Consider the following 17693-nt stretch of genomic DNA (forward strand, 5'->3'; position numbering starts at 1 on the left):
CATACCACCGAAATACAAACAGGCTTTAATAACGCAACCTTCTACTTTCAGCGTCAATTAAAAATGGGTGTATTACCGTTGGTATTCTGTGTGCAGAGTCGCTAAGGAATGCTGCAATTTTCGATTCTTCACTAAAGAAATTGGCGCGGGAAAACCCAGAGCTACTCGGAAAAATTAACGAGTCTGTAGTGGTGCAAGCATGGTCCGTTACAGAATATAGAAACAAACTTATTGCACATCACGATTTTTGTCGAAGCTATGGTTTCAAATCCAGCCAAGATGGTTGCCGAATGTGCCCAAGGGGACCTGGAGTTTTTCCACATCTGACAGCAGACCATGTGGCTGACACGGAACGCCTTTGGGGAATGTACGCGGCAAGTACCACCAATCCGAATGAAGTTAACATTCATGAAAAACGAAGCCTCCTTTTTCATACCATTCCCGTCATACGGCACGGCAGCTTTAATCAAGATCGCAGAGAGATAGATGCTTTGGTAGAAAAATATGGAATCGATTCTGCAACGTTGCCTGAAATAGGAAATGCCATACGCTCTTTTACGCTTGCAATGGCTTCTGTCCTATGAAAGCCGGAGTTTACTTACCTAAAATATCTTAAGGCCGCGTTAGCGGCCAGGTAGTTGGTATATCTGCAAGATAGACTGCTTTATCTGTCATCACGGTTGCCCGGCGATAGTTTGCAGCATTGGCCGCCGGATACGGCTTATTGCTCTGTCTTGTCTTTAAACTCGCATAAATCTTCAATAATACAGCTGCCACAGCGCGGTTTACGTGCAACGCAGGTATAGCGGCCGTGCAGTATCAGCCAGTGGTGTACGTCGAGTTTAAATTCGGCGGGCACCACTTTAAGGAGTTTGTGCTCGACCTCGTCGACATTTTTACCTGGCGCCAGCTTGGTGCGGTTAGATACGCGAAAGATATGCGTGTCTACCGCTATGGTAGGCCATTTAAATGCGGTATTCAGTACCACGTTAGCGGTTTTGCGGCCCACGCCGGGCAGGGCTTCGAGTGCTTCGCGGTTCTCCGGCACGATGCCACCGTGTTGCTCGACCAGAATACGGCAGGTTTTAATCACGTTTTCGGCTTTGGTATTAAACAGGCCGATGGTTTTAATGTAGTGCTTAACGCCGTCGACGCCTAAATCCAGCATGGCTTGCGGTGTGCGCGCTACCGGAAACAAATGTTTGGTGGCTTTATTAACACCAACATCAGTGGCCTGGGCCGATAACAGCACGGCAATTAATAACTCAAATGGTGAGCTGTATTCCAGCTCGGTGGTCGGCTCTGGGTTAGCCGCGCGCAAGCGGCTGAGCATTTCAATGCGTTTTTGTTTATTCATCTTTTATCCGGCGGTTTATTGCACTGTGCCGGTAACCCGGGCGCGGGCAATACTGCCTTTTTCTATTGCCTGATTCTGTTTAAGTTTGTTGTCGACGGTGTTTTTCAGCGCGATAAGCAGGCCCATGGCAAAAAAAGCACCTGGCGGCAGCATCGCCAGCAAAAAGTGGCTGTCTACATGGAACAGCTCAATTCTGAGCCCCTTAGCCCAATCGCCCAGCAGTAAGTCTGCGCCGTCAAATAGCGTACCCTGGCCGAGGATCTCCCGCATGGCGCCAAGCACCAGCAGCACCAGCATAAAGCCTAGGCCCATCATAATGGCGTCGATAGCCGAGGGCAGAACGGCATTTTTTGAGGCAAAGGCTTCAGCGCGGCCGATAATGGCGCAATTGGTAACGATAAGCGGAATAAAAATTCCCAGCGACTGATACAGGCCAAAGGTATAGGCGTTCATTAACAGCTGTACCATGGTGACCAGGCTGGCAATAATCAGGACAAACACCGGAATACGGATTTCGCTGGCGACATGGTTGCGCACCACTGATACCGCAATATTAGAGCCCAGCAGCACCATCAGGGTAGCAACGCCCAACCCCAATGCATTGGTAACCGTGGCGGTAACGGCCAGCAATGGACACAGGCCAAGCAATTGCACCAGACCCGGGTTGTTTTTCCACAATCCTTGGATGGATAACTCTTTAAATTGGCTCATTAGCGGGTTTTACCTTATTGATCCATGCAGTTAGCAGGCAATGTAGCCAGCTGCGGATGCTGCTGAACATAGAGTACGGCATTGCGTACAGCATTAACTACCGCCCGTGGTGTAATAGTAGCACCGGTAAATTGATCAAAGTCGCCGCCATCTTTACGTACTGCCCATTTAGCGGCATTGTCGGCGGTTACCACTTTACCGCTAAAGCTATAAATCCACTCAGAACGGCGGGTTTCAACTTTATCGCCCAGCCCCGGTGTTTCTTTATGCTCCAGCACCCGGCTACCTAACACCGTGCCATCGGTTGTCATGGCCACGATTAAATCAATATTGCCGCTGTAGCCGTCTGGTGCTGTGGTCTCGATAATATAGGCACTGAGCACACCCTGGTTACGCCAGCGATATAAGGTTTGTGGTGTGCTGCGGCCCAGCAGTTGTTCATCGGTTACCTGTAAACAATCATCAAGTAAGGCCTGGCTTGCTCCTACTTCAGGTAGTACTTCCGCTAACACGGCAAGCTTAGCCGCCAGACGCTGTTCGTTAATGCGCGGTGCGGTTTGCTGATTTACCAGGCCCAAGACAGCAACACAAATTGCGGCGGCCAGCCCCAGTGCCAGTGCGTTTTTACTGATGACGCGGATCATTTTAATTCGCTCCGGGTGCGGTGGCCATAAGTGCGTGGCCTCGTGTAATAGTCAATCAGTGGCACTGTCATATTGGCTAACAACACAGCAAAGGCAATGGCATCAGGATAACCACCAAAACTACGGATTAAAAATATCAGCACACCAATTAACGAACCGTACAGCAAGCGGCCTTTGTCAGTGGTAGAGGCCGATACCGGATCGGTAGCAATAAAAAATGCCGCCAGCATAGTGCCGCCACTAAACAAATGAAATAGCGGGCCGGCCAGGCTATCCGGGGCAACCAGGCTGGCTATGGCAAATAATACAAACATGCTGGCAATAACGGCCACAGGAATGCGCCAGCTAATGATGTTTTGTTGGATCAGCAATAAGCCACCGGCCAGATAAGCCAGATTGACCCATAACCAGCCGCTACCGGCAAAGGCATAAAACACCGGGCTGTGCATGTTTTCAGTCAACGTGAAGCCCCGGCTTAGGCCGGTACGCAGTGTATCCAGCGGGGTTGCCATCGTTGTGCCGTCGACGCCGCTTTGCAGTTGCGACAGGCTAAAACCACTGCAACTGTATTGGCTGAATATACTGCACAGTGCATCGAAAGGGGTCAGAGTAACCAGTTGTAACGACGCCGGCGGCAGCCACTGCGTCATTTGCAGTGGAAAAGACACCAACAGCAGCACATAGGCCGCCATTGCCGGGTTAAACAGATTATTACCCAGGCCACCATACAGCTGCTTCACCATGATAATGGCAAAAGCGGTGCCGATAACAATCAGCCACCAGGGCGCATAGGGTGGAATAGCCACAGCGAGCAATACCGCAGTCAGTAGGGCACTGTTGTCTTTTAGCCGCGGCAGCACGGGTCTGTTGCGCAACGTTAATATGGCCGCTTCGCTGAGCCAGGCGGTAACAATGGCCAGCAGCAGCTGAATAAGTACGCCGTAGCCAAACATGACCGCTTGCATAACGATGCCAGGCAGACAGGCCAGCGTGACCATACGCATGATTTGCGCTGTGCTGCGCTGGTTATGCTGGTGTGGTGAACTGGCTATTCTAAAACTCATGAGTTCTCACTATCGGCTTGTTTACGTGCTTTAGCGCGGGCAATGGCAGCGGCAATGGCGGCTTTACGCGGATCTTCTGCCGGCGCAGAAGGTGCACTTTGCATTAGGGTATCGTCCGGCGCTGAGGTATCAGCTGGCGCTGGCGTGTCAGCCGTGCTGCTGTCGTTGTCGGTTTCACCCGCTGCTTGCTGTTTGGCTTTGGCGCGGGCAATCGCAGCGGCAATGGCGGCTTTACGTGGATCTGCCGCTGGCGCTGGCGTGTCAGCAGCACTGCTATCGTTGTCGGTACCATCCGCCGCGTGATGTTTGGCTTTAGCGCGGGCAATGGCAGCGGCAATGGCGGCTTTACGTGGATCTGCCGCCGGCGCTGAAGCTGCTGTCGCTACTTGCGCGGGGTCTGTCGCTGGCGCTGTTTGCTCTGGTTCAGCAGCTGGCGCTGCTTCGCTGCTCTGTGCTGCTTTTTTAGCTTTAGCGCGGGCAATGGCTGCGGCGACAGCGCTGGCTTTGCTTTCGGCAGCCGTGCTGGTTGATGTTTCTGCTGCAGCGGCGGCGTCAGTGCCGGTTTGCTGGGCGGCTTTTTGCTGTTGATATTCACGCGCCTGTTGTTTTTTTAACTCGCGCTCAGCCTGAATAGCGGCTTTATCGCTGTCGGCTGTAACGGTAGCGGCTTGGTCTTGTTTAGCTTTAATTCGCGCCAGGGCGTCGGCTACGGCAGTGTTAGCGCCACTGGCCAGTTGCTGCTGTTGTCGTGCTGCCGCCAGTTCCTGGTTACGTTGTTGCCGTTGTTGTTTTTCGCGCTCCAGCCGCTCATTACGCGCTTCAAAACGGGCTTTGGCTTGCTCGGCTTTTAGCGCTTCACGCTGCTGGTCGCGGATATCGGCTTTAGCCACGCGGTAATATTGCACCAGCGGTATTTCGCTTGGGCAGACATAGGCGCAAGCGCCACATTCGATGCAGTCAGCCAGGTTGTATTCGGCCAGTTTTTCACTGTCTTTTGCCTTGCTGTACCATAGCAGTTGCTGCGGTAATAAACTGGCCGGGCAGGCATCTGCACAGGCACTACAGCGGATACAATCGGTCTCGTTTGCTGCTGCCGGCAGCTCTTCAGCCGTAGGTGCCAGGATGCAGTTGGTGGTTTTTACCACCGGTACCGCTAAATCGGGCAAGGTAAAGCCCATCATGGGGCCACCCATAATAATGCGCTGGCTCGGCTGTGGCTGAAAACCACAGTGATTCAGCAGATCTGATACCGGGGTGCCAAGCAGTGCCAACACATTTTGCGGTTGGCTTAGCGTATCGCCCGCTACGGTAACAATGCGCGAAATCAGTGGCTGGTCGTCCAGAACGGCCTGGGCAACTGCAAAGGCGGTACCGACATTATGCATCACTATGCCAATATCGATTGGCCGGCGGCCATTTGGTACTTCTTTATTGGTAAGAAGCTGGATCAGTTGTTTCTCGCCGCCTGACGGGTACTTAGTCGGTACAGTGCGGACATAGTATTGTTCACGTTGGCTGCAGGCTGCCATCATCGCCGAAGCGGCTATAGGCTTGTCATCTTCAATGCCGATCAGTACCGCTTTGGGATTTAACAGCTGACACAGAATATCAATACCCTTGACGATCGTCGTGGCGGCTTCCTGCATCAACAGATCATCGGCACTGATATAGGGCTCGCACTCAACAGCATTAATAATTAAGTAATCTACCGGTTGTGACACGCCACTTTTTAAATGTGTCGGAAAACCGGCGCCACCCATACCGGCGATGCCACTGTCCTGGATCCGGTTTAGCAGTGTCATTTTATCGCAATTGGCCAGATGCAGTGGCTCGCGCTCTCGCCAGGTATCAAGACCGTCGGGTGCAAGCACCAGTGTAAGCTCTGGCAAGGCTGACGGATGCGCGCTGGTATGCGGACCTATGCTTAGCACAGTGCCGGATGTAGGCGCATGCACCGGTACCGCCATAGAGTTATCGGCACTGGTTAAGGCCTGGCCCTTTAAGACATGTTCACCCTGGCGCACCAAGAGTTGTCCGGCAACGCCGATATGCTGACGCAACGGAATATATAAGCGGTCGGGTAGTGGCAGTACCGCGATCGGTTTTTGACTGGTTTGCTGTTTGCGGCCAGGCGGGTGTACACCGCCGTGAAAATCCCACAACTTACCTGCCTGAATTTGTTGAAATAAACCTGGCATGGCGTTACTCCACCATCCGAACCGGTATCGCTGCCAAATCCCATTTCCAACGGTCGGGAGTGGTGGCAATCGCTACCATATCAATACAATCAACCGGGCAGGGTTCGACACAGAGATCACAGCCGGTACATTCATCTGTTATAACGGTATGCATCAGCTTAGAGGCGCCAACGATAGCGTCTACCGGACAGGCCTGAATACATTTAGTGCAGCCGATACATTCATCTTCACGGATATAGGCGACGCGCTTGACCGTTTCGGTCTGGGCCGCGTTGAGGGGTTTGGCTTCCACGCCCATTAAATCTGCCAGTTTACGAATAGTCGCTTCACCGCCGGGGGGGCATTTATTAATCTCATCGCCGTTGGCTATCGCCTCAGCGTAAGGCCGACAACCCGGGTAGCCGCACTGGCCGCACTGGGTTTGCGGCAGAATATCGTCAATTTGCTCGACCAAAGGGTCGCTTTCGACTTTAAACCGCACGGCGGCATAGCCCAGTACGGCACCAAAGATCAGGGCCAGGCTGCCCAGTGCAACAAGCGCTGTAAATAATGTCATCAGATTTTCACCAGGCCGGTAAAGCCCATAAAGGCCAATGACATTAAGCCGGCGGTAATCATCGCAATAGCGGCACCTTTAAACGGCACCGGCACATCCGCGGCGGCTAAACGCTCACGCATGGCGGCAAACAGGATCAGCACCAGCGAAAAACCTACCGCAGCACCAAAACCATAGATGACAGAATTAACAAAGTTGTGGCGTTCATTGACGTTTAACAGGGCTACACCCAGCACTGCACAGTTAGTGGTAATAAGTGGCAAAAATATTCCCAGCAGGCGGTACAGCGTCGGGCTGGTTTTATGCACGACCATTTCAGTAAATTGCACCACTACGGCAATGACCAGAATAAAACTGAGTGTGCGCAGATATAATAAGTCCAGCGGAGCCAGCAGATAATGATCAACCAGATAGCTGCACAACGAGGCCAGTGTCAGCACAAAAGTGGTTGCCAGCGACATACCAATAGCGGTTTCCAGCTTGCCAGACACCCCCATAAAGGGGCATAAGCCGAGAAATTTAACCAATACAAAGTTATTCACCAGTACGGTACTGATTAACAACAGTAAAAATTCAGTCATCGTGTCGCTCAGGGAAAATTGAGGGCCATATTATGCTATTAAGCGCAGTGTGACACAACCAGACAAGTGGTAGGGTTTTTGCCGGCAACAAGCTTGTTGCCGGCAGGCGTACTACATAGGTGCTGGTTTACCGACGTAATAGCCCTGATTACCATCAATAAACAAAGATTCCAGCATATGTTTTTCTTCCTGGGTTTCGACGCTTTCAGCAAACACGCCGACACCAATGCGGTGTGCCAGATCGATCATCAGCCGCATAAAGTACTGATTATTTTTATCTTCGTTGATATGGCGGGTGTAGCTGCCGTCCATTTTGACGTAATCCGGTTTCATATCGCGGAAAAACTTGAACGAGGTAATGCCAACACCAAACTTCTCTACCGTAATGCGGGCGCCGGCGCGATGGATCATATCGATAAAACGTTTGCTGGTTTTCAGGTTTTGCTGCAGGCCAAACTCGGTTACTTCAAATATCAGCTTGGCAGCAATATGAGCATCTTTTAGCAAACGTCGTTCCAGCCAGATAATAAATTGGTCATCATGCACACAACGGGCGGATAAATTAATGCCAAAATACTGATCTTGCAGATTTTTATTTTTAATGGTGGTGAGGGCGGTTTCAATAATCAAGCGGTCAACGGCAATAATGCGGTCAAGCTTTTCGGCCATGGCCAAAAACGACGCTGTCGGCAGGATCTGGCCTTCCTGGGTTTTAAAACGCACCAGCACTTCGGAGTACGCTTTGGCCGAGCGGTTTGACGGTTGGATCAGCTGTATTAGCAGACTTAACCGGTGGTTATTCAGCACATCGTCAATCACATTGCGCCAGTTTTGATTGCCATAACTGCCGGCCGCCATTTCCAGCCCGGCCGATTCTTTTTGCAGGTGCCAGGCGTTGGGCTGCTTTGTTTGCGCCAAACTGATAGACGTGTCGGCAATGGCTAACAGCTCGCCCAAAGCCTTGCCAGATTCGTAAGCCACCAAACCGGTATAGGCAACAGAATCGAGCTCGGCGTTTTTTTGATACTCATTAAAGCGGCTTTGCAGTTGTAAGGCAAAATTCTCGGCTTCTTTTGGTGTTACCCGCGGCAGCATAATGCCAAAATCTGAACTGTTTAAGCGAAAAATCCGGTGCTCTTTGTAGGTACCAGATAGCTTTTTAACGATGTCAGCGACTTCGCGGATGTAATTATCACCTTCCTGATAGCCACGGGTTTGGTTGAGTGTTTGTAATTCTGTGCAGCGGGTTATGGCAAAAACACCAAAGTCGCTTTGTTCACTCTGGCGAATGTTGTCTTCATAAAATTGCACAAAGCGGTTGCGGTTGGGTAAATCGGTAACCGGATCTTTATACGCTTCTTCAGCAATCTGGTGCGCGTTGGCGGCCATCTCGCTATATTGTGAACGGGTATAATTCGCCAGTTTTTGCAATGCGGTATTAATAGCGGAAAATTCCGCCGGAATTTTTTGCCAGTCAGGTTCGGCTTTTTGCGGATCTTTAATAAAGCGGTCGATCAATTCATTAATAGCGTCAGTGGTGCGGCGATAACTGCGACTGATGCTGCTTTTGCTCAATAATATCGGCACCCAGCCTAATAAAAATGGCAGTAAAAACAATAGCAATAACACAGATTGAAATTGCAGCAACCGCTCGGTGAAGTCGAGCTGGTAGCTTATCTGCATATTTTGTTCTTCGTTGCGGATAGTGCGCGGTTTAAATTCGCTACCAAAGGTTTGCAGCAGGGCCGTGGCTAAGGCCGCTTTATTGCCGCTGAGGTTTTGCTCATGCAATATGGTGCCGTCTAACTGGCTAATACGCAGACTGCGTAAGCTAAAGCTGCGATCGAGCTGGCGGCTTAATACCTTACCATCACCGGTCAGGTGATAACTGAGGATTTGTTCGATAGCGACGTTGGCATGTTTTTCAGCCGCTGAGAGTTGTTGTTGAGTGTAGATAACTAAAGTTACCAGAGCAGCAACAGCCAGAATCACCGCTGACAGCAGCTGGCTTACAAGCAAAGTACGCAATATTCTCATAAGCAATGACCACCAGGTTAACCAGTTTCCTTGTCCTAACGCTTAATATAGTTTTAGGCTCAAACAATAGAAAGCTAATTAAATCAAAAAAATACTGATAAATACACTAATTAAGTCAGAACTACGGAAAAACATTGCGAGAAGGTGGCTCCCCAGACTGGACTCGAACCAGTGACCTACGGATTAACAGTCCGCCGCTCTAACCAACTGAGCTACTAGGGAATTGTACTACTGATATTACAAGATGTTAGTTGCTGTTGGCTCCCCAGACTGGACTCGAACCAGTGACCTACGGATTAACAGTCCGCCGCTCTAACCAACTGAGCTACTAGGGAACAGCATTCAACGGGGCGCAATACTAATGCCAGCTCCAGACACTGTCAACACTTTGGTACAGGGATTTTCATCAATAATGTTTACTTGCGTATTGTTTAAACAAAGCGTTGTTTTATACGCCAGTTTTTGCCGGATTTTTACCATATTGCCGACAACCTGAAAGACCCGGCCGCAAAGTACTGATTAGCGTGGCTTGTATAGAGTTATTCACAGTTTCTGTGGATAACTCTGTGAGTTAGCGGGGTGTTAGCTGGGGGAAGGCTTATGGCTGCTGCATTTGCTGGCGGTCAAGCTAGTTGCGACGAAATTTATTTCACAATAAAAACAATGAGTTATGCTTTTATGCTGTATTTGGCTTTTGCTGATAGGGCAGCAAAAACTAAATACAGACAGAGCGGCGCTAATGTGAACTGTTTTTGTAACAACAACAGGGTTTTTCGTAAAATTTGCCGCAAAGTTCTGGCTTTGCGTATTTTTGCATGGTCGTACGGCAGGCTTTTCTTTACAATAACCCAACGCCGTATCCAGCCTGAGATTATGACAACTTCAACCAGTAAACCCAGTTTTTCGCTTACCAGCGATGATATCCGTGCCACGTTGATCAGAATGACGCTACCTATGTTAGCCGGCATGCTGACGTTAATGACGTTTAATCTGGTGGATACCTTTTTTATCAGTATGCTCGGTACCGAGCAGTTGGCAGCCATCAGTTTTACCTTTCCGGTATCATTCTCTTTAATAAGTCTGGCCATAGGCTTAAGTATCGGTACCTCAGCTGTTATTGCCAAAGCACTGGGGGCGGGCGAGCTTACTGCTGCCCGTACAGATGGCCAAATCGCGTTATGGCTGTCGGCACTTTTGGTGGGCCTGCTGGCGATAGCGGGCTTTATATTGTCAGACCCGCTGTTTAAAGCATTAGGTGCCGCTGGCGAAGTGCTAAATTATATTCACCTTTATATGGATATCTGGTTTGCCGGCGCGGTGCTGCTGGTATTGCCGATGATTGGCAATGCTATTTTGCGGGCCGCGGGGGACACCCGCACGCCGAGTATTATTATGGCCGGCTCTGGTTTGGTAAATGCCGTGCTGGACCCCATTTTAATTTTCGGCTTTGGCCCCATTCCGGCGCTTGGCATGCAAGGTGCGGCTATCGCTACAGTGCTGTCCTGGGTTGTCGGTTCTGTATTGCTGATCCGCCTGCTGGTTAAACGCGATTTAATTTCTGTCGCACCGGTTAGCCGCAGCCAGTTTTTTACTATCAGCCGTAAAATTTTGCGCATTGGCGCACCGGCTGCCGGTGCCAATATGCTAACGCCGCTGGCGATGGCCGTGCTAACCGCTATTATGGCCAGCTATGGTCCGCAAGCTGTAGCGGCTTATGGTGTAGGCGCCCGGCTGGAAAGCATTGCCTGTCTGGTGGTGTTAGCGTTATCGATGACTTTGCCGCCGGTTGTCAGCCAAAACTTTGGTGCCGGCTTATTAAACCGGGTGCAACTGGCTTACCATTTATCAGCACGTTTTGTTATGTTATGGCAGTTTGCGGTGTACCTGCTGCTGGCCGTGTTTGCTATACCGCTGGCGGGAATGTTCAGCGATGAGCCGGAAGTGATACGGATTATCTGTCTGTTTATCTGGATAGTGCCGCTAAGTTATGGCTTGCAGGGCATCATTATTTTGACGAATTCGTCGTTTAACGCCTTACATCGTCCGGCTAATGCGTTATGGCTGAGTATAGTGCGCTTATTTGTGTTCTATGTGCCGCTGGCCTGGGCCGGAGGTAAGTTGTACGGCGTTGGCGGATTGTTTGCCGGCTGCGTACTGGCTAATATTTTTACTACCCTTATCGCCTGGCGCTGGTTTAACCGGGCGGTACAAAACAGCGGGCAGGAGGGCGCGTGAGCAGAGACTTTGCACTGGTATCGGCGTATCAACCGGCGGGTGATCAGCCGCAGGCGATTGATAAACTGGTAGACGGCCTGGAATCCGGCCTGGCGCACCAAACCTTACTTGGCGTTACCGGTTCAGGTAAAACCTTTACCATGGCTAATGTTATTGCCCGGGTGAACCGGCCCACGCTGATCATGGCGCACAATAAAACCCTGGCTGCCCAGTTGTACGGCGAGATGAAAGAGTTTTTTCCGCATAATTCGGTAGAGTACTTTGTCTCATATTATGATTACTACCAGCCTGAAGCCTATGTACCCTCTACGGATACTTTTATCGAGAAAGACGCCTCTATTAATGAGCACATTGAACAGATGCGTTTGTCGGCCACCAAGGCGCTGATGGAGCGGCGCGATGTGGTTATTATCGCATCGGTATCGGCAATTTACGGTCTGGGCGATCCGCAGTCGTATATGAAGATGCTGCTGCATCTGAAAGTGGGCGATATTATTGATCAGCGCGCCATTTTACGGCGGCTGGCCGAACTGCAATACAGCCGCAACGACATCGATTTTTCCCGTGCGACCTACAGGGTACGCGGTGATGTCATCGATATCTTTCCGGCCGAGTCAGATGATATTGCGCTGCGGGTTGAATTATTCGATGAAGAAATCGAACGCTTAAGCCTGTTTGATCCGCTGACCGGCGTGGTAGAAAAAGTGCTGACCCGTTACACTATCTACCCGAAAACGCACTACGTTACACCACGCGAGAAAATTCTTGCTGCCACCGAGCATATTAAGCAGGAACTTAAACAACGCCGTGAAGACTTGCTCAGTGCCAATAAACTGGTAGAAGAGCAGCGCTTAAGCCAACGCACCTTGTTTGATATTGAAATGATGGTAGAGCTTGGCTACTGCTCGGGCATTGAAAACTACTCGCGTTATTTATCCGGCCGGGCCAATGGCGAGCCGCCGCCAACTTTGCTGGATTATTTTCCTTCTGATGGCCTGATGTTTATTGATGAATCCCATGTCACGATTTCGCAAATTGGTGCCATGTATAAGGGCGACCGGTCGCGCAAAGAGAACCTGGTGAACTATGGCTTTCGTTTACCCTCGGCGCTGGATAACCGGCCGCTGAAGTTTGACGAGTTTGAAGCTATAGCACCGCAGCGCATTTATGTGTCGGCTACCCCGGCTGCCTATGAACTGGAGCATTCTGCCGGCGAAGTGGTGGAGCAGGTAGTGCGTCCGACAGGGTTGGTTGATCCGGTAATTGAGATCCGGCCGGTAGTCAGCCAGGTTGATGATCTGATGTCGGAGGCCATGCAAAAAGCGCGGCTGGGAGAGCGGGTGCTGGTGACCACGCTCACCAAGAAAATGGCAGAAGATTTAAGTGAATACCTGAACGAACATGGCGTAAAGGTGCGTTATCTGCACTCCGACATCGACACCGTTGAGCGGATGGAAATTATCCGCGACCTGCGTTTGGGCGTATTTGATGTGCTGGTGGGCATTAACCTGCTGCGAGAAGGCCTGGATATTCCGGAAGTGTCGCTGGTGGCGATACTGGATGCCGACAAAGAGGGCTTTTTACGCTCAGAGCGCTCGTTGATCCAAACCATAGGCCGTGCTGCCCGTAACCTGAATGGCAAAGCCATCTTATATGCCGACCAGATCACTGGCTCGATGCGCAAGGCAATTGACGAAACAGAGCGCCGGCGCACTAAGCAGCAAGCCTTTAATACCTTGCATGGCATCTCACCGCAGGCGATTAAGAAAAAAATTGCTGATGTGATGGATCTGGGGCAGGACGCCAGCCCGGCCTTACCGATGGTGGCTGAGCGGGTACGGTTAATAAAAGGCAAAACCAGCTATCAGGTTGAAGCGGAAATACAGCAACTGGAGCAAAAAATGCTGCAACATGCCCGTGATTTGGAGTTTGAGCAGGCCGCTAAATTGCGCGATCAGGTGCATGCTTTAAAACAGGCACTATTGGAAATTTAATAAAAATCCACCGCTTGCGGTGGATTTTTGTCAGATGTCAGCAAAACTGACTGTCAGTAAGTTGGTTTTTAAGGTTAAATAGTTGCACTGGTCAGATGTGGCGCTACAGCCAAAATGCGCCTGTCTTTTACTGTTTCAGGATGATAGCTATGTCAGGTTTCCCTTCACGTTTTTTTATCTTCGCCACGGTATTGTGGCTTGCTGCGTGCTCTAAAGCCGAGCCGGAGCAACAGGTTCAGCCCGAGCGGCCGGTTAAGCTGCATCTTGTCAACGATAACAGTAGCGGAGCTGTAAGGCAGTTTCCGGCCGTCGTTGAACCAACAGAGCGCGCCAGCTTAACCTTTCGTGTCAGCGGCAAGCTGGTAAAATTGCAGGCCCGCCCCGGCCAGATGGTCGAAAAAGGTGATTTGCTGGCGGCGCTGGATGACACCGATTTTCGCCTGAAGCTGGATCAGGCCGCTGCCCGTTATGAACTGGCCCAAACCCAGTTTGTCCGTGCCGAGCAACTTATCGCGCAAAAGCTGGTATCGCAAGCCGCTTTTGATGAAGCTAAAGCGCAGTTGCAAGTGGCGCAGGCTGATCTCTCTACCGCCGAAACCGCGCTTAGTTATACCCAATTGCGGGCACCTTTTGCCGGCAATATTTCCCGTCTGCTGGTCGAAAACCACGAAAATATTGCCGCTCAGCAAGCCATTATGGAGCTGCAGGTACGTGATCAGGTGGATGTGGTGATCCAGGTGCCGGAGGATGTCATTTCCAATGTGCGCAAAGATTTTGATTACCAGCCTGAAGTGGTGTTTGACTCGCACCCGCAGTATCGTTACCGCGCCCGTATCCGCGAGTGGGATACCCGCGCCGATCCGGCCACCAACAGCTTTAAAGTGGTATTTAGCATGGCCACGCCGCAAGAGTTTAATGTACTGGCCGGTATGACCGCTAACGTCATAGCGGAAGTGAGTAAAATCAGTATGGTGTATGCAGAGGCGCTGTATATTCCGGCTTCTGCACTGTTTATGCCTGGCGAACAACCACTGGCCAGCCAGCAAAGTTATGTCTGGGTATATAGCCCCGATAGCGGTACTGTCAGCAAAAGAGCAATCCGTGTCAGCAGTTTAACCAGTGCCGGTGCCGCGGTAACGGACGGCCTGCAACCTGGCGAGCAAATTGTCAGCGCCGGTGTTCAGCAACTGACAGAAGGGCAGAAGGTCAGGCCCTGGGTGCGTGAGCGGGGGCTGTAAGCATGGATTTTGCCCGCTACTTTATTCAGTACCGCACCTCATCCTGGCTGTTTGCTGCCATCTTACTACTTGGTGGCGTGGTGTCATACCTGGGCCTGGGCCGGCTGGAAGATCCTCAGTTTACCCTGAAGCAGGCTTTGGTAATTACCCAATATCCGGGCGCATCGCCAACCCAGGTCGAAGAAGAAGTGACCTATCCGCTGGAAAATGTGATCCAGCAACTGCCTTATGTTAAGCATGTTACCTCGGTGTCTACCGCCGGCTTGTCGCAGCTGATGGTTGAGATGCACGATACCTATAGGGCGAAAGAGTTAAAGCAAATCTGGGATGAACTGCGGCATAAAATAACCGATTTACAGCCGCAATTACCGCCCGGTGTAAAAACGCCCCAGGTAAAAGACGATTTTGGTGATGTGTATGGCATCTTGTATGCGGTAACCGGTGACGGCTTCAGCGATGATGAGTTGCGCGATTATGTCGACTTTTTGCGCCGTGAACTGGTATTGGTGCCCAGTGTCGGCAAGGTTGCCGTCGGCGGGGTGCAGCAAGAGCAGGTCATAGTTGAAATTTCACGGCCGCGCTTAACCGCGCTGGGTATAGCCCCGCAAACACTGGCAGCCTTGTTGCAAAGCCAGAATATGGTCGCCAATGCCGGCTCAATTAAAGTCGGGCCGGATCGGCTGCGAATTTACCCCACCGGCGAGTTTCAGTCGGTGTCTGAACTGGAAAGCCTGATCATATCCAGCCCGGACTCTAAAGAATTGATTTACCTCGGTGATGTGGCGCGGGTTTATCGCGAAAATGCCGAGACACCGGCGCAGTTATTGCGTTTTGGCGGCGAAAACGCACTGACTCTGGGCGTGTCTTTTAGCCGTGGCGTTAACGTGGTTGAAGCCGGCGAACAAATTCGCCAGCGCCTGACAGAGTTGGAATACAACCGGCCACTGGGTATTGAATTGCATACGATTTACAACCAGCCGGATGAAGTGGCACAGTCGGTAAGCGGTTTTATTATTAATCTGGCCGAGGCGGTGCTGATTGTTATCGTGGTGCTGCTGATTTTTATGGGCTTGCGCAGTGGCGTTTTAATTGGCCTGATCCTGCTACTGACCGTGCTGGGCACCTTTATTTTTATGCACGCGATGCAAATAGAGCTGCAACGCGTTTCGCTTGGTGCATTAATTATTGCCCTGGGTATGCTGGTTGATAATGCCATTGTTATTACCGAGGGCATTTTAATTGGCATGCAGCGCCGGTTAAAACTGACCGATGCCGCCAGTTTAATTGTCAAACAAACGCAATGGCCGCTGCTTGGTGCAACGGTGATCGCCATTGCCGCCTTTGCGCCTATCGGCCTGTCCAGTGATGCCACCGGCGAGTTTGCCGGCAGTTTGTTCTGGGTATTGCTGGTATCTTTGCTGTTGAGTTGGGTAACCGCCATTACGTTAACGCCGTTTTTTGCCAGCATGTTGTTTAAAGACAGCAAACAAGATAACTCAGCGTCAGAACAAAACGACACGGCTTTATACCAGGGCGTAATTTTTACGCTATACCGCAAGTTGCTAACGGCAGCACTGCGTTATCGTGCGCTAACCTATGGCCTGACAGTCGTGCTGCTTGTTAGCGCGGTACTGGGGTTTAGCAAAGTAAAACAGGTGTTTTTCCCGCCATCTAATACGCCAATCTTTCTGGTCGATTTATGGCAGCCAGAAGGTACGGATATTCGCCAGTCGGCAGAAGATGCGGTACAGCTGATGAATTATCTGCTGGCACAGCCAGGTGTCAGCCATGTTACCAGCACCAGTGGCCGCGGCGCCGAGCGTTTTATGCTGACCTATCAGCCAGAGAAGAACTTTAGTGCCTACAGCCAGTTGATTGTGCGTGCCGACAGCCTGGCGCAACTGCCCGGTATTATGCAACAAACGCGCGACTATATTAGCGGCCAATTGCCCCGGTTACAGTACAAGCTGTTGCGGCTGGAAGTCGGGCCATCGACGCCGGCTAAAATTGAAGCCCGTTTTAGTGGCGCTGATCCGGATGTGCTGCGCAATCTGGCGGCGCAGGCCAAAGCCATATTACAGGCTGATGGCAGGGCAGTAAGCATTCGTGATAACTGGCGCGAGCGTACCAAGGTGATCCGGCCACACTTTAATGAAGCTATGGCACGGCGGGCGGGCATTAGTAAACAGGACATCGATGATGTGCTGTTAACGGCAATGGCTGGGCGCACCGTCGGTATTTACCGCGATGGTACCCATTTGCTGCCGATCGTGGCCCGCTCACCGCTGGCTGAGCGAGACAACCTGGATGCACTGTACGACTTACAGGTGTACAGCAATAAACTGCAGCGCTATGTGCCGATAACCCAGGTGGTCACCGGCTTTGATTTAGTATGGGAAGATGCGCAAATTCAGCGTCGCGACCGCAAACGTACCGTTACGGTAATGGCCGATCATGACAATTTAACTGATGACACCGCCGCAGCCTTATTAGCGCGGGTAAAGGTTGATATTGAAGCGATAAGCTTGCCTACCGGCTATTTTTTAAACTGGGGCGGCGAGTTTGAAGCGCAGCAAAAAGCCCAGAGCGCTTTGTTCAGCTCGTTGCCACTGGGTTATTTGTTCATGTTTATTATTACCGTCTTACTGTTTAACTCGCTGCGCAGTGCCTTAGTGATCTGGGCCTGTGTGCCACTGGCAATTATAGGCGTAAGCTTTGGTTTAGTGTTACTTGGCGCACCCTTTGGCTTTATTGCTTTGCTGGGCTTTTTAAGTTTGTCCGGCATGCTGGTGAAAAACTGCATAGTGCTGGTAGAGCAAATTAATCTTGAGCTGTCAGAAGGCAAGGCGGCCTTTAATGCCGTGTTTGACAGCGCCGTAAGCCGGGTAAGGCCGGTGTCGATGGCCGCTATTACCACTATATTGGGCATGATACCGCTGTTGGGGGATGTGTTTTTTGCCAGCCTGGCCGTGGTGATTATGTTTGGTTTGGGTTTTGCTACGGTACTGACTCTGGTGTTTATGCCGGTGCTGTATTGCAGTGTGTTTAATATTAAAACCATAACAACAAAGGACTAAA

Annotated in this window: 13 protein-coding genes and 2 tRNA genes; 5 read left to right on the forward strand and 10 right to left on the reverse strand. The window is 51.0% G+C overall.

Annotated features, from left to right (window positions below; all coding sequences use genetic code 11):
* Positions 1 to 338: 338 nt before the first annotated feature.
* Positions 339 to 584: a hypothetical protein gene (locus tag MN202_RS13215; protein ID WP_335736600.1), complete on the forward strand. Its 246-nt coding sequence runs from the start codon at positions 339 to 341 to the stop codon at positions 582 to 584.
* 137 nt (positions 585 to 721) lie between these two features.
* Here the strand turns inward: MN202_RS13215 and nth are convergent, their stop codons facing one another.
* The 10 genes from nth to MN202_RS13265 form a co-directional block, all read right to left on the reverse strand.
* The gene (gene nth / locus MN202_RS13220) at positions 722 to 1357 is read right to left on the reverse strand and encodes an endonuclease III (protein WP_335736601.1); all 636 of its coding nucleotides are present in this window, start codon (positions 1355 to 1357) and stop codon (positions 722 to 724) included.
* Positions 1358 to 1372: 15 nt separating this feature from the next.
* Complete coding sequence (locus tag MN202_RS13225; RefSeq protein ID WP_335736602.1) at positions 1373 to 2068, reverse strand: electron transport complex subunit E; 696 nt, start codon at positions 2066 to 2068, stop codon at positions 1373 to 1375.
* Between the two features lie 14 nt (positions 2069 to 2082).
* The gene (gene rsxG, locus MN202_RS13230; RefSeq protein WP_335736603.1) at positions 2083 to 2712 is read right to left on the reverse strand and encodes an electron transport complex subunit RsxG; all 630 of its coding nucleotides are present in this window, start codon (positions 2710 to 2712) and stop codon (positions 2083 to 2085) included.
* Positions 2709 to 3776: an electron transport complex subunit RsxD gene (rsxD, locus tag MN202_RS13235; RefSeq protein WP_335736604.1), complete on the reverse strand. Its 1068-nt coding sequence runs from the start codon at positions 3774 to 3776 to the stop codon at positions 2709 to 2711. Before rsxD ends, rsxG begins: the two co-directional genes overlap by 4 nt.
* The gene (rsxC, locus tag MN202_RS13240) at positions 3773 to 5974 is read right to left on the reverse strand and encodes an electron transport complex subunit RsxC (protein WP_335736605.1); all 2202 of its coding nucleotides are present in this window, start codon (positions 5972 to 5974) and stop codon (positions 3773 to 3775) included. The genes rsxD and rsxC overlap by 4 nt, the downstream gene beginning before the upstream one ends.
* Positions 5975 to 5978: 4 nt before the next feature.
* The gene (gene rsxB / locus MN202_RS13245; RefSeq protein WP_335736606.1) at positions 5979 to 6530 is read right to left on the reverse strand and encodes an electron transport complex subunit RsxB; all 552 of its coding nucleotides are present in this window, start codon (positions 6528 to 6530) and stop codon (positions 5979 to 5981) included.
* Positions 6530 to 7111: an electron transport complex subunit RsxA gene (gene rsxA, locus MN202_RS13250; protein ID WP_335736607.1), complete on the reverse strand. Its 582-nt coding sequence runs from the start codon at positions 7109 to 7111 to the stop codon at positions 6530 to 6532. The genes rsxB and rsxA overlap by 1 nt, the downstream gene beginning before the upstream one ends.
* A gap of 111 nt (positions 7112 to 7222) precedes the next feature.
* Complete coding sequence (locus MN202_RS13255; protein ID WP_335736608.1) at positions 7223 to 9148, reverse strand: EAL domain-containing protein; 1926 nt, start codon at positions 9146 to 9148, stop codon at positions 7223 to 7225.
* 145 nt (positions 9149 to 9293) lie between these two features.
* Positions 9294 to 9370: transfer RNA gene (locus MN202_RS13260), tRNA-Asn, on the reverse strand.
* A gap of 36 nt (positions 9371 to 9406) precedes the next feature.
* Positions 9407 to 9483: transfer RNA gene (locus MN202_RS13265), tRNA-Asn, on the reverse strand.
* Positions 9484 to 10021: 538 nt separating this feature from the next.
* Between MN202_RS13265 and MN202_RS13270 the strand changes: the two genes are divergently transcribed.
* From MN202_RS13270 to MN202_RS13285, 4 genes are all read left to right on the forward strand, one after another.
* Complete coding sequence (locus MN202_RS13270; RefSeq protein ID WP_335736609.1) at positions 10022 to 11383, forward strand: MATE family efflux transporter; 1362 nt, start codon at positions 10022 to 10024, stop codon at positions 11381 to 11383.
* Positions 11380 to 13377 (forward strand): excinuclease ABC subunit UvrB, encoded by a 1998-nt coding sequence (gene uvrB / locus MN202_RS13275; RefSeq protein WP_335736610.1) that lies wholly within the window; start codon positions 11380 to 11382, stop codon positions 13375 to 13377. Before MN202_RS13270 ends, uvrB begins: the two co-directional genes overlap by 4 nt.
* A gap of 149 nt (positions 13378 to 13526) precedes the next feature.
* The gene (locus MN202_RS13280; RefSeq protein WP_335736611.1) at positions 13527 to 14615 is read left to right on the forward strand and encodes an efflux RND transporter periplasmic adaptor subunit; all 1089 of its coding nucleotides are present in this window, start codon (positions 13527 to 13529) and stop codon (positions 14613 to 14615) included.
* A gap of 2 nt (positions 14616 to 14617) precedes the next feature.
* Complete coding sequence (locus MN202_RS13285) at positions 14618 to 17692, forward strand: efflux RND transporter permease subunit (RefSeq protein ID WP_335736612.1); 3075 nt, start codon at positions 14618 to 14620, stop codon at positions 17690 to 17692.
* Position 17693: the final 1 nt, after the last annotated feature.

It is taken from the genome of Rheinheimera muenzenbergensis, assembly GCF_036984005.1.
Classification (GTDB): Bacteria; Pseudomonadota; Gammaproteobacteria; order Enterobacterales; family Alteromonadaceae; genus Alishewanella; species Alishewanella muenzenbergensis.

Bases quoted from the DNA above. Each gene is read 5' to 3' on its own strand.
- nth (WP_335736601.1), bottom strand. From the start codon at position 1,357: ATGAATAAACAAAAACGCATTGAAATGCTCAGCCGCTTGCGCGCGGCT.
- MN202_RS13225 (WP_335736602.1), bottom strand. From the start codon at position 2,068: ATGAGCCAATTTAAAGAGTTATCCATCCAAGGATTGTGGAAAAACAAC.
- rsxG (WP_335736603.1), bottom strand. From the start codon at position 2,712: ATGATCCGCGTCATCAGTAAAAACGCACTGGCACTGGGGCTGGCCGCC.
- rsxD (WP_335736604.1), bottom strand. From the start codon at position 3,776: ATGAGTTTTAGAATAGCCAGTTCACCACACCAGCATAACCAGCGCAGC.
- rsxC (WP_335736605.1), bottom strand. From the start codon at position 5,974: ATGCCAGGTTTATTTCAACAAATTCAGGCAGGTAAGTTGTGGGATTTT.
- rsxB (WP_335736606.1), bottom strand. From the start codon at position 6,530: ATGACATTATTTACAGCGCTTGTTGCACTGGGCAGCCTGGCCCTGATC.
- rsxA (WP_335736607.1), bottom strand. From the start codon at position 7,111: ATGACTGAATTTTTACTGTTGTTAATCAGTACCGTACTGGTGAATAAC.
- MN202_RS13255 (WP_335736608.1), bottom strand. From the start codon at position 9,148: ATGAGAATATTGCGTACTTTGCTTGTAAGCCAGCTGCTGTCAGCGGTG.
- MN202_RS13270 (WP_335736609.1), top strand. From the start codon at position 10,022: ATGACAACTTCAACCAGTAAACCCAGTTTTTCGCTTACCAGCGATGAT.
- MN202_RS13280 (WP_335736611.1), top strand. From the start codon at position 13,527: ATGTCAGGTTTCCCTTCACGTTTTTTTATCTTCGCCACGGTATTGTGG.
- MN202_RS13285 (WP_335736612.1), top strand. From the start codon at position 14,618: ATGGATTTTGCCCGCTACTTTATTCAGTACCGCACCTCATCCTGGCTG.